Origin of the sequence: Pseudomonas sp. TMW22089 (genome assembly GCF_022496645.1) — a bacterium.
In the GTDB taxonomy this organism is placed as follows: Bacteria; Pseudomonadota; Gammaproteobacteria; order Pseudomonadales; family Pseudomonadaceae; genus Aquipseudomonas; species Aquipseudomonas paraversuta.
Window position 1 is genome coordinate 30951 of record NZ_SCFG01000015.1, and the last position, 12907, is coordinate 43857.

General features: G+C 59.1%; 12 protein-coding genes. All 12 read right to left on the reverse strand.

The window, feature by feature from the left end:
• Positions 1-8: 8 nt before the first annotated feature.
• A complete protein-coding gene (locus EQV90_RS14825; RefSeq protein ID WP_003446140.1) occupies positions 9-566 on the reverse strand; it encodes a CvpA family protein in 558 nt (185 codons plus the stop codon).
• Positions 567-672: 106 nt separating this feature from the next.
• Entirely contained in the window at positions 673-1290 is a 618-nt protein-coding gene (locus tag EQV90_RS14830) for an SPOR domain-containing protein (RefSeq protein ID WP_010656916.1), read from the reverse strand.
• Positions 1274-2581 (reverse strand): bifunctional tetrahydrofolate synthase/dihydrofolate synthase, encoded by a 1308-nt coding sequence (gene folC, locus EQV90_RS14835; protein WP_003446144.1) that lies wholly within the window; start codon positions 2579-2581, stop codon positions 1274-1276. Before folC ends, EQV90_RS14830 begins: the two co-directional genes overlap by 17 nt.
• Positions 2578-3498, reverse strand: coding sequence for an acetyl-CoA carboxylase, carboxyltransferase subunit beta (gene accD / locus EQV90_RS14840; protein WP_003446146.1), 921 nt, complete (start codon positions 3496-3498; stop codon positions 2578-2580). The genes folC and accD overlap by 4 nt, the downstream gene beginning before the upstream one ends.
• A gap of 271 nt (positions 3499-3769) precedes the next feature.
• The gene (locus EQV90_RS14845; RefSeq protein WP_003446148.1) at positions 3770-4393 is read right to left on the reverse strand and encodes a phosphoribosylanthranilate isomerase; all 624 of its coding nucleotides are present in this window, start codon (positions 4391-4393) and stop codon (positions 3770-3772) included.
• A gap of 59 nt (positions 4394-4452) precedes the next feature.
• Complete coding sequence (gene truA, locus EQV90_RS14850) at positions 4453-5277, reverse strand: tRNA pseudouridine(38-40) synthase TruA (protein ID WP_003446150.1); 825 nt, start codon at positions 5275-5277, stop codon at positions 4453-4455.
• A gap of 176 nt (positions 5278-5453) precedes the next feature.
• Positions 5454-7814: a FimV/HubP family polar landmark protein gene (locus EQV90_RS14855; RefSeq protein ID WP_240878329.1), complete on the reverse strand. Its 2361-nt coding sequence runs from the start codon at positions 7812-7814 to the stop codon at positions 5454-5456.
• Between the two features lie 85 nt (positions 7815-7899).
• Positions 7900-8910, reverse strand: a complete 1011-nt coding sequence (locus EQV90_RS14860; RefSeq protein WP_127196445.1) for an aspartate-semialdehyde dehydrogenase — start codon at positions 8908-8910, stop codon at positions 7900-7902.
• 155 nt (positions 8911-9065) lie between these two features.
• Positions 9066-10178 (reverse strand): aspartate-semialdehyde dehydrogenase, encoded by a 1113-nt coding sequence (gene asd, locus EQV90_RS14865; protein ID WP_003446161.1) that lies wholly within the window; start codon positions 10176-10178, stop codon positions 9066-9068.
• 68 nt (positions 10179-10246) lie between these two features.
• A complete protein-coding gene (leuB, locus tag EQV90_RS14870) occupies positions 10247-11329 on the reverse strand; it encodes a 3-isopropylmalate dehydrogenase (protein ID WP_003446163.1) in 1083 nt (360 codons plus the stop codon).
• Positions 11330-11396: 67 nt separating this feature from the next.
• Entirely contained in the window at positions 11397-12164 is a 768-nt protein-coding gene (locus EQV90_RS14875; RefSeq protein WP_037001876.1) for a class I SAM-dependent methyltransferase, read from the reverse strand.
• An 88-nt stretch (positions 12165-12252) separates the two neighbouring features.
• The gene (gene leuD, locus EQV90_RS14880) at positions 12253-12897 is read right to left on the reverse strand and encodes a 3-isopropylmalate dehydratase small subunit (protein ID WP_003446167.1); all 645 of its coding nucleotides are present in this window, start codon (positions 12895-12897) and stop codon (positions 12253-12255) included.
• Positions 12898-12907 lie beyond the last annotated feature (10 nt).

The following is a 12907-nucleotide window of genomic DNA, read 5'->3' on the forward strand; positions in this document are numbered from 1 at the left end:
AACACCGCTTACCTGGCCAGATTGGCCGGCAAGAGATGCTCCTTGAACGGAATATCAGCAGGAACGCTGATACCGCTGGCCAACCACTGGCTACTCCACCCCAAAATGAGATTTTTCGACCAATCGGCAACCAATAGAAATTGTGGCACGAGCCTTGACCCCTGCCACCATGAGTCTTGCTGTACCGGCCCCAGGCTTAACAGCCCGACCGCCACAACCACCAGCAACGCGCCACGCGCAGCGCCGAAGGCCATGCCAAGAAAACGATCGGTCCCGGACAGTCCGGTGACGCGAATCAGTTCGCCGATAAGAAAATTGATCATTGCGCCTACCAGCAAGGTGGCGACAAACATGATGGTGCACCCAACGATAACGCGGGCGGAAGGTGTTTCGATATAACCGGTGAGGTATTGAGACAGTGAACCGCCGAACATCCAGGCGACGACCCCGGCAATGATCCAGGTGCACAGCGACAGGGCCTCTTTAACGAAGCCGCGCTTCAAGCTGATCAAAGCGGAGATGGCGATAATTGCAACGATCGCCCAGTCAACCCAGGTAAATGGCACAGTTCAGCCTACGGACAGATAAGGCGGCGCATTTTAGCAGAGCGCCGCCGCTCAGGTAAGGCGATTTATCAGTGCTTTGGCAATCAGGTGACACCTTTTTACCGACTCAGCCACGCTCAGGCTGAAAGCGCACCACAAAACCCTTGAGATTTTGCTGCTTGCCGAGCAGATCGCGCAGGCGATCGGCCTCTGCACGCTCAAGCAATGGACCGACAAAAACCCGATTCATCCCGCCCGAAGATCTGACATAAGCGTTATAACCTTGATTTCTAAGGGTTTTCTGCAGGTTATCAGCGCTTGCACGATTGGACAGACTGACCAGTTGCACCGACCAGCTAATGGGCAAGCCGTTAGGATCGAGACGTTTTTGCGTGGTATCGAGCTTGGCAGGTGCCTGCGCAACCGTTTGAGCCGGCGTGACAGCCGGTGGTTTTGGCGCCGCAACCACAGGTTTTGCCACCGCAGCTGCCGGTGCCTGCTGCGTGACGACTTCCTGCTCAGGCGGTGCAGGCTCTTCAGCGATTACCTGCGGCTCGGGCACCGCAACCGGCTCTACCTTGACCTCGGGCATGACCGGCATCTGGGGCGCAGTCGGCGCATCGACCTGAATCTGGCGCTGCTCATCCTCGCGCGAGAACAGCATCGGCAAGAAGATCACGGCCAGCGCCACCAGTACCAGGGCGCCCACCATCCGCTGCTTGTATACCTTATCCAGCAAAGCCATTTGCAGCCTCCTCCGTGGCACGCCGCTGCAACCACTCGAGCGCTTCAGCGACGCAATAAAATGATCCGAACAACAGGATTTCGTCTTGCCCGGTGGCCTGCTCGCACTGTGCCTCAAGTGCCGCCTCGACACTGGCGAAAACCGAGACCCGAGCCCCCAGATCCTGCAGCGAGCCCTGAAGCTCAGCCGCCGGCCGGGTCCGCCCGGTATTCAGCGGTGCTACCGCCCAATGTGCGACCACTGGCGCGAGCTGTGACACTACGCCATCCAGGTCCTTGTCGGCCAGCAGGCCGAATACCGCCAGACGCCTGCCCGCTATCGGACGCTGCTGCAGACGCTTGACCAGATACTCCGCTGCATGGGGGTTATGGCCCACATCAAGCAGCATATTCAAGGTTTTTCCGTGCCAGTTGAACTGCCGACGATCCAGCCGACCGGTCACTTGCGTACCCTGTAACGCTTCAATAATTCGTTCAGGCTGCCACGGCAGACCTGTCAATGCATAAGCCTGCAACGCCAGCGCCGCGTTTTCCATCGGCAAATCCAGCAGCGGCAAGTCGCGTAACTCCACCACCTGCCCTGCCGCATCCCGGCCCTGCCAGTGCCAGACGCTGTCAGCAGTGGCCAGGTCAAAGTCACGACCACGTACAAACAGCGGGCAACCCAACTCTGCAGCCTTGTCGAGCAAGGGTTGAGGCGGGTTCAAGTCGCCACAAAGAGCAGGCTTGCCCGGGCGAAAAATGCCGGCTTTTTCGTAAGCCACGGATTCACGGGTATTACCAAGGTATTCCACGTGATCCACACCGATACTGGTGACCAGTGCCAGGTCGGCATCTACCAGATTGACCGCATCCAGTCGCCCGCCCAGACCGACTTCCAGCACCACGGCGTCAAGTTGCGCACGCTCGAACAGCCAGAAAGCCGCCAGCGTGCCCATCTCGAAATAGGTCAGTGAAGTCTGGCCCCGGCCAGCTTCCAAAGCGCTGAAGGCCTCGCAAAGCTGCTCGTCCGAGACCTCGGCGCCGTCGATCTGCACACGCTCGTTGTAGCGCAGCAGATGAGGAGAGTTATAAACCCCCACTTTCAGACCTTGCGCCCGCAGCAAGGACGCTACAAACGCACAGGTCGAACCCTTGCCGTTGGTGCCAGTAACCGTCACCACCCGAGGCGCGGGCTTTTGCAGGCCCATGCGGTTCGTTACCTCGCGCGCGCGATCCAGGCCCATGTCGATGGCAGATGGATGCAGCTGTTCAAGATAGGCGAGCCACTCGCCAAGGGTGCGCTCAGTCATATGTTTGCAGGTACCGGCGGAACAACGATTGCTTCAACAGGCGGCGCCACGAACACAGGCGTAGGCAGGCCCATCATTTGTGCCAGCAGGTTACCCAGACGCGGGCGCAGTTCCTGGCGGGCAATGATCAAGTCGATTGCACCGTGCTCCAGCAGGAACTCGCTGCGCTGGAAGCCTTCTGGCAGTTTTTCACGAACGGTCTGCTCGATTACACGCGGGCCGGCAAAGCCGATAAGGGCTTTAGGCTCAGCCACGATTACATCGCCGAGCATCGCCAGGCTGGCCGAAACGCCGCCATAGACCGGATCGGTCAAGACCGAGATAAACGGAATGCCTTCTTCGCGCAGACGCGCCAGTACCGCAGAGGTCTTGGCCATTTGCATCAGGGAGATCAGGGCTTCCTGCATCCGCGCACCACCGGAGGCTGCGAAGCAGACCATCGGGCAGCGGTTTTCCAGCGCATAGTTGGCGGCACGTACAAAACGCTCGCCAACGATGGCGCCCATCGAGCCGCCCATGAAGGAGAACTCAAACGCAGACACTACCACCGGCATGCCCAGCAAGGTGCCACTCACGGAGATCAGGGCATCTTTTTCGCCGGTCTGCTTTTGCGCACCGACCAGACGGTCCTTGTACTTCTTGCTGTCACGGAATTTCAGACGGTCTACAGGCTCCAGATCGGCGCCCAGTTCGTTACGACCATCGACATCCAGGAAGATATTGATGCGGGCACGTGCGCCGATGCGCATGTGGTGATTACATTTGGGGCAAACGTCCAGGGTCTTTTCCAGCTCCGGACGATAAAGCACAGCGTCGCAAGACGGGCATTTGTGCCACAGGCCTTCAGGTACCGAGCTCTTTTTGACCTCGGAACGCATGATCGAAGGAATCAGCTTGTCTACCAACCAGTTGCTCATGCTTTCTTTCTCCAGTACCGGTGGCCAGAACGCTTGGGTTCAGGCCCCGTGTATGCCCTTGAGCTAAATTCATTAGGTATGCGGCGATGATTACCGGGGAGAAGCGGTCAGCACATGGCAAACCAGCGTAACCCCCGGACCCTCAGCCTTCCCGACAACACGCCCCAGAGCGGCCGCCAGTTTAATTTCTGCCCGTCGAACCACCGGGCCCGCCTGCTTTATACAGCGGTAATGATGGACGGTGGCAGACTGCCAACCGTCACATCGGGCATCAGTTTGTTGCCCGTACTGCCTGCATGAAGGCCCGAATCCTGTCGTGATCCTTGATGCCCTTGCTCTTTTCCACCCCGCCACTCACATCAACGGCATACGGCCGCACCTGAGTAATGGCCCGAGCCACGTTCTCGGCAGACAAGCCGCCTGCGAGAATAATCGGTTTGCTCAAATCCTGCGGTATCAATGACCAGTCAAAGGCCTGGCCGGTTCCCCCGGGCACCCCTTCAACGTAGGCATCCAGCAAAATACCGCTGGCACCGGCATACGCCTTGCAGGCGCCAGCGATGTCATCACCCGCCTTTACCCGCAACGCCTTGATATAGGGACGGTGGTAGCCCTCGCACTGCTCAGGGGTTTCATCGCCGTGAAACTGCAGCAAGTCCAGCGGTACGGCATCAAGTGTTTCGTTCAGCTCACAGGCCGTGGCATTGACGAACAACCCGACCGTGGTCACAAAAGGCGGCAAGGCGGCAATGATCGCGCGCGCCTGCTGCGCCGTTACTGACCGCGGACTTTTTGCGTAGAACACAAAGCCGATGGCGTCAGCCCCGGCACTAACAGCTGCCAGTGCATCATCTATGCAGGTAATACCGCAGATCTTGCTGCGAACGGCTGACATGTCGAATACACCTCAAGAAACGCGAAAGCCCCGGATGGTAACAAATGCTCATCCGGGCGTCAGCCGTCCAGTTCGGTAAAACCGGTCAAGAAATGTGGACCAATGTAACGTTGCGGCAATTGGAACTCATCGTGATATTCAACTTGCACCAGATACAGGCCATAGGGATGCGCTGTCACGCCACCGGAACGACGGACCCGGCTCTCCAGCACTTCCTTCATCCATTCCACTGGCCGCTCGCCAGTGCCGATGGTCATTAGCACCCCGGCGATGTTGCGCACCATGTGATGCAAAAAAGCACTGGCACGAATATCCAGCACAATCATCTGTCCATGACGTGTCACGCGCAGGTGATGCATTTCCTTGACCGGCGATTTGGCCTGGCACTGACCCGCACGAAAAGCGCTGAAGTCGTGCACGCCCAACAGGTAGCGCGCGGCCTCGGCCATCCGCTCGACATCCAGCGGGCGATGGTTCCAGGTAATTTCCTGATTCAGGTGCGCAGGGCGAATCTGATCGTTGTAGATCACGTAGCGGTAACGCCGGGCGATGGCTTTGAAGCGTGCATGAAAATGCGCCGGCATGACCTTGGCCCAACTGACACTGATGTCATGGGGCAAGTTGATGTTGGCGCCCATGACCCAGGCTTTCAGGGAGCGCTCGGCCATGGTGTCAAAGTGCACCACTTGCCCGCAGGCGTGTACACCCGCATCAGTGCGGCCCGCACAAAGCAATGAAACCGGAGATGCGGCGACTTTCGACAAGGCATTTTCCAGGGTTTCCTGGACCGTCAGCACACCACTGGCCTGACGTTGCCAGCCGCTATAGCGCGAGCCTTTGTATTCAACGCCCAGCGCGATTCGGGAAAAGCCTTCGGCGGCCATTTCGGCTGCCGGGTTATCTATATTTGCCAAGGTGCTACAGCCTGCTCGTAAACGCAAAGTCGGCCATTATAAGGCGCACCCGCAAAGACGCCACGAAACAAATCATGGCGGGGATAAATCAGCATCGGGTTAACAGATCAAGGGCCGACAAGCCGGCCCCCACAGGTGACAGCAGATCAAGGCAAGCGCGACAACAGCTCCAGGGCTTCAGCCTGCTGCTCCGGGTTACCCTCCTCGACAACTTCGGTCAGGATATCCCGCGCGCCCTCGTCATCACCCATATCGATATACGCCTGGGCCAGATCAAGCTTGGTCGCCGTTTCATCGGCGCCCGACAAGAAGTCAAACTCGGGTTCCTCGGCAAAGGACGGGACTATCGATGGCTGCTCAAGGCTTTCGGACAAGCGCTGCAACTCCGCATTGACCTTGTCCAGCTCAAGCGCAAAGCTGTCCGGCTCAGCGGCCGGCGCAACCGGTTCGTCAGCCAGGGACAAATCGAAATCAGGCGGCAGGTCCAGATCGAAGTCGGACATGTCGCTACCCGACGTCTCAGCCTGCTGCTTGAGCACATCTTCAAAGCTCTGCTCGTCACCGGATTTCGTCTCGGGCGGCAACTCGGCAGGCGACGCCGCTTCAAGGTCATCCAGACTCAGATCAAAGTCCTGATCGAACTCGTCAACGGCCGGCCTGGCCTGTGGCTCAGGCTCCACTTCGCGATCATCGCGCATCATCTCTGTGACAAACTGCGCCTGTAATTGCGCAGCAACCGCAGCCGTGGCGATACCGGCTGCCAGTGCCATGGCCGGATAGCGATGCTTGAGCTGTTCAACCTCAGAATGATTCTTGCCGTTGGCAATCAGCTGCCGCTCCTGGGCAATAAAGGCATCACGCTCGCCCAGTTCACCATAGACCTGCATCAACTTGAGTCGCAGATCACTGCGTTGCGGCTCTTGCTCGATTGCACCTGCCAGCAGTTGCTCGGCCTCTTTGAGCTGACGCTGCTCAATCAACTGTTCAGCCTGGACCAATGCATCGGCCTGCGGGCTGACCAGCGTCTGGGCAACCACCACTGGCGCAACCGGAGGTACCACCAGTGCTGCCGCAGCTGGTGCCGCAGCTGGCGCCGCCTCGAGTTTGACGCTCGGCGGTGGAACTTCAAGCCCTTCGAAGCTACTTTGCGGCATGTCCAGATCAGATGGGAACTCGGCCTCTTCCTCAAGCTCACGGGCCATCCGCGCATGCCTTTGCGCCGCCTGCAGGGCTTTACGGCGACGCACCAGCAGCAGCGCAAGCAGCAACAACAAGACCGCCGCGCCACCGACCAGACCCAGCAGCCAAGGGCTGTGCAACAAGTCCTGGATGCTGCGCTCTGCACGCGGAGTGGCACTATCGTCCTGCGCCGGAGCTGGCGGCACCGCCGTCGCCGGCGCACCTTCATCTGCCGGCGCGATGTCAGCTTCCGGAGCGTCCACAGCCAGCCCCGGCAGCGGGACCGCTATCGCCGCTGCCGGATCGACTGGCGCCGAACTGTCAGCCTGCAGCTTGGCCAATTGATTGTTTTTCAACTCGATCAAGCGTTGCAGCTTGTCCAGCTGGCTTTGCAAATCCTGCATCCGGCTTTGCAGCTCGGCATTTTCACGCCGGGCCGAATCCAGACCTTCCTGAGTCGTCGCCAGCTTGTCGCTGATATTTTTGGCATCGCCAACTGCACCCTTGCCATCGGCAGCGCTCGCCGCAACCAGGCTCAGGCTGTCACTACCGCCAGCCTTGGCAGGACTGGTAGCCGCAACCGGCTGCCGACCGGTCGCATCCAGCTGCTGGGCCAATGGCGTGGTACGACGCCCATTACGCCAGTCGGCATTCTGGGAAGCGACTTCATTGATGGCCTTGCCTTGGGACAGCTGGACACTTTGCGCGGCATCCGGCATGCGCAATACCTGACCGGTCTTGAGCCGATTGATGTTGCCGTTGATAAAGGCATCAGGGTTGAGCGCCTGAATCGCCAGCATGGTCTGCTGGACCGAGCCGCCATTGCGCGCCTTGGCCGCGATTTCCCACAGGGTGTCACGGGACGTGGTGGTGTATTGACCTGCATTTGCAGGCGCGCCAGAGGCAGCCGCAGCGGTTTGAGGAGAGAACTTGGCCGGGTCCAGCAATACGCTGTAGTCCCGCAGCAAGCGGCCGCTTGGCCACATCACCTGCACCAGAAACTTTACGAAGGGCTCGGACAAAGGCTGGCTGGAAGTGACGCGCAGCACGCTTTTGCCGTTGGCATTGATTACCGGCGTAAAACGCAGATCATCCAGGAATGCCGGACGCGGCACCCCGGCCTTGGTGAATTCGTCAGGCGGTGCCAGGCTCGGCACCACTTCAGCAGCGGTCAGATCCTTGACGTCCAACAACTCGATTTCAGCCAGCAGAGGCTGGTTCTGAGTCGACTTCAGGGTCAGCTCTCCGAGCCCGAGCGCCTGCGCCATACCGGATGACAGCGCCGAAGCGGCGGCGATTGCTAACACTAATTTGCGAACCTGAAGCATAGCCTCTTCCTTATTGGTACAGGCCTCGTCCCCCGAGGCCTGTATAGCTTCTGGAACCCTGCTGGAAATTGACGCCAAGTATCTTTTACAGAATATCTTTAATCAACAACTCAGCCAGTTGCACGGCATTCAAAGCGGCGCCTTTTCTTACGTTATCTGACGTCATCCAGAAATTAAGTTCAGAAGTGTCGTCTACAGCATGGCGCACCCGGCCGACATAAACCACGTCTTGTCCTACCGCATCGCCCACCGCCGTAGGATAGTCGCCCGCCTCTACCAGCTCGATACCTTCAGCGGCTTCAAGCGCCGCATTCACCGCATCCAGATCCACCGGCCCGGCAAGTTGCACGGCAACACTGAAGCTATCGCCAAAAAATACCGGAGCTTGAATGCAGGTCACCGAAACTTTCAGCGCGGGCATAGCCAACACTTCACGCAATTCCGTTACCAGGCGTTTTTCCAGTGGTACATGGCCTTGTGCATCAGGCTTGCCCACTTGCGCCAAGAGGTTAAACGCCATCTGGCGATCAAAAAAACTGGTCTCCAGCGGATGCAGATTCAGTAGTGCGGTGGTCTGACGCGCCAGCTCGGAAACCGCTTCACGGCCTTGGGCAGAAACTGCCAGACATGCCGTCACGTTGACCCGCTGAATATCCAGCAAGCCGCGCAGGGGCGCCAACACTACGGCAAGAGCGGTTGCCGACGGGCTCGGGCTGCTGATTTGCAGCGGCTTTGGCAACCCGGCCAATACTTGGGCATTGGCCTCGGGCACCACTTGCGGGGCCTGGGCCGCGGGCAATGCGCCCGACAAATCAATAATCGCGCACCCGCCAGCGCGGGCCTTGGCGGCAAAGCTCAGGGTCACGGCGGGGCCGGCAGCGAAAAACACCAGCTGCACTTTGCTGAAGTCAAACTCATCGACTTCACGCACTCGGACGTTTTTGCCCCGAAAAGGCACCGAATGCCCGGCTGACTCGCTGCTGGCCAGCAAATGCAAATCAGCGACCGGAAAATTGCGCTCTTCGAGAATTTGCACAATGGTTTCGCCGACAGTGCCGGTGGCGCCGACGACGGCGATATCAAAGGACTGGTTCATGCATCTACCTCAGGCGAAACGTGGGGAGCGGCACTGTACCGGGCGCAACCTTTGCAGGCAACGGACAGTGCCCGCCAGCGCGGCAGTAAAAAGCGCCACTCATTAAAAAGCCCGCCTCTCTTGCGAGAGGCGGGCCTGGCTGCAACCAGGGCGGATTAACGCTCCAGCAGAATCCGCAGCATGCGGCGCAACGGCTCGGCCGCACCCCACAACAACTGGTCGCCCACGGTGAACGCACCGAGGAACTGCGAACCCATGTTCAGCTTGCGCAGACGGCCAACCGGCACATTCAGGGTACCGGTTACCCGGGTAGGGCTCAGTTCCTGGATGCTGTCTTCACGATGATTGGGCACCAGCTTGACCCAAGGGTTGTGCTGGCTGATCAGACCTTCGATGTCGGCAATTGGCACATCCTTGTTCAGCTTGATGGTCAAAGCCTGGCTGTGACAGCGCATTGCACCGATACGCACGCAGATACCATCCACCGGAACCGGGTTCTTGAAGCGACCCAGGATCTTGTTGGTTTCGGCCTGGGCCTTCCACTCTTCGCGGCTTTGACCGTTTGGCAGCTCTTTGTCGATCCACGGGATCAAGCTACCGGCCAATGGCACGCCGAAGTTCTCGGTCGGGTACGCGTCGCTGCGCATCGCTTCAGCGACACGACGGTCGATATCGAGGATGGCGCTGGCCGGATCGGCCAGTTGATCGGCCACAGCAGCGTGGGTCGAACCCATTTGCTTGATCAGCTCGCGCATGTTCTGCGCGCCGGCACCGGATGCCGCCTGATAGGTCATGGCGCTCATCCACTCCACCAGACCGGCCTCGAACAGGCCGCCCAGGCCCATCAGCATCAGGCTGACAGTGCAGTTGCCGCCGATGTAGTTCTTGGTGCCCGCATCCAGCTGCTGGTCAATCACCCGGCGGTTGACCGGGTCCAGAACGATCACTGCGTCATCCTGCATCCGCAGGCTCGACGCTGCATCGATCCAGTAACCTTGCCAGCCTGCCTCACGCAGCTTGGGGAACACCTCAGTGGTGTAGTCGCCGCCCTGGCAGGTCAGGATTACATCGAGGGTTTTCAACTCTTCAATGTTGTAAGCATCCTTGAGCGGGGCGATATCCTTGCCCACAGACGGACCCTGTCCACCGACATTGGAAGTAGTAAAAAACACCGGCTCAATAAGATCGAAATCCTGCTCTTCCAGCATCCGCTGCATGAGCACAGAACCAACCATACCGCGCCAACCGACCAGACCTACACGCTTCATCACAACGACACCTTTAACAAAAAGTGGGGTCGTTACTTCCACCAACAGGAAGTAACGGGCCAGAGAGATTACAGATTCTGTAGCGCCGCGACTACTGCATCGCCCATTTCCTGCGTTCCGACCCTGGTGCAACCCGCCGACCAGATGTCGCCGGTACGCAAGCCCTGGTCCAGAACCAGGCTCACGGCCTGTTCAATGGCATCGGCAGCGGCGGTCTGATTGAAGCTGTAACGCAGCATCATCGAGACCGACAAAATGGTTGCCAGCGGGTTGGCAATGCCCTGCCCCGCGATGTCCGGCGCCGAACCGTGGCATGGCTCGTACATGCCCTTGTTGTTGGCATCCAGGGAGGCCGACGGCAGCATGCCGATGGAACCGGTCAGCATCGACGCTTCGTCCGACAGGATATCGCCGAACAGGTTGTCGGTTACGATCACATCGAACTGCTTGGGCGCACGCACCAGCTGCATCGCGGCGTTGTCGACGTACATGTGGCTCAGCTCGACGTCCGGGTAGTCCTTGGCCACTTCCTCGACCACTTCGCGCCACAACTGGCTGGAAGCCAGCACGTTGGCCTTGTCCACCGAGCACAGCTTTTTACCGCGCACACGAGCCATGTCGAAGCCGACCCGGGCGATACGGCGAATTTCGCTTTCGCTGTAGGGCAGCGTGTCATAAGCCTGACGCTCGCCGTTTTCCAGCTCACGGGTGCCACGGGGGGCGCCGAAGTAAATGCCGCCGGTCAATTCACGAACGATCAGAATATCCAGCCCGGCAACGATTTCCGGCTTGAGGCTCGAGGCATCTGCCAGTTGCGGGTAAAGAATGGCCGGACGCAGGTTGCCGAACAGACCCAGTTGCGCACGGATTTTCAGCAGGCCGCGCTCAGGACGGATATCACGCTCGATCTTGTCCCATTTAGGGCCACCCACGGCACCCAGCAACACCGCGTCGGCGGCACGGGCGCGCTCCAGGGTCTCATCCGCCAGGGGTACGCCGTGCTTGTCGATGGCTGCGCCGCCGAGCACGTCATGGGTCAGTTCGAAGTCGAGCTGGAACTTGTCATTGGCCAACTCCAGTACTTTTACTGCCTGGGCCATGATTTCCGGACCAATACCGTCACCTGGAAGAATCAGAATCTGCTTGCTCATGGGTCTCTCGCTACCTGTCAGTTGATCCCCCCTGAGGGGTATCCATAATTTTTATTGTCTGGTGCTTTTATTTTTCACACCAAAGAACCAATACGTCGGTACTAAACGAACCATCAGGTTCGATTTCAAAATAATCGCGCACTTCAGTGCCCATGGATTGCTGCAACTCGCGAATGGCCACGCTCATGCTCACCGGTGTACGCATGCGCTCAATCCAGGAGCCGAACTCTAAACGCAAACGCTGACGCTGTGTGCTGCGGGTATGCAAACCGGCCTCACTGACCTGGCGTAGCCACTCGCCTGCAGAATAATCACGCACATGACTGGTATCGCGCAGCACCTCGACACTTTGCAGATAAGTATCGAACAGCGGGCTACCGGGCGACATCACGTCGATAAAAGCCGCCACGCCACCGGGTTTGAGCACCCGCCGCACTTCGCGCAAAGCCTGGCCCAGGTCGCTCCAGTGGTGAGCGGAATAACGGCTGAGCACGTAATCAAACTCGCCATCGGCAAACGGCAGACGCTCCGCCGCACCGCGCTGGGTGCTGATATTGTCCAGCCCGCGATCCTGGGCGGCGGCGCTGACGACATCGAGCATTTGCTGCGACAGGTCGTAGGCCACCACCTCGTTAACCAGCGCCGCCACATGAAAGCTGACATGACCGGCACCGCAGCCCAGATCCAGTACCCGGGCATCCTGCTTGCCGGACAGCTCGGCCTGTAGCAGGCCGAACTCGGTGCCTTGCGCATGCACGGCACTGCTCAGATAGGCCGAGGCCTGTTCACCGAACTGCTTTTGTACAACCTGACTGTGACGGGCGCTGCTGCTCATGTTGAAGTCCCTTGTTTGATGGGCTGCCCTGATCGCTGCAGCAGCGATCAGGGCCGGCATTACGCGATTCCTGTAGGAGCGAGCTGATTCAAGCGTCGCGAAACAACCAGGGCTGGCTCGCACGGTGCTTGCTTTCAAAGGCGGCGATGGCCACATCGTCCTGCAAGGTCAGGCCGATATCGTCCAGGCCGTTAAGCAGGCAATGCTTGCGGAAGGCATCGATCTCGAATTTCAGCACCTTGCCATCCGGACGCGTCACGGTTTGCGCCTCAAGGTCGATACTGAGCTGATAACCCGGCTCGGCCTCGACCTGGGCAAACAGTTCATCGACCTCGGCGTCGCTCAAAATGATCGGCAACAGGCCATTTTTGAAGCTGTTATTGAAGAAGATATCGGCATAGCTCGGCGCGATGATGCTGCGAAAGCCGTATTCTTCCAGCGCCCAGGGCGCGTGCTCACGGCTGGAGCCGCAGCCGAAGTTCTCACGGGCCAGCAACACGCTGGCACCCTGATAACGCTCGGCGTTGAGCACAAAGTCCTTGTTCAACGGGCGCCGGGAGTTGTCCTGGTACGGTTGCCCGACATCCAGGTAGCGCCACTCGTCAAACAGGTTCGGACCAAAGCCGGTGCGCTTGATGGATTTCAGAAACTGCTTGGGAATGATCTGGTCGGTATCCACGTTGGCCCGATCCAAGGGAGCGACAAGCCCGGTGTGCTGAGTAAAAGCTTTCATGCGCTGCTCC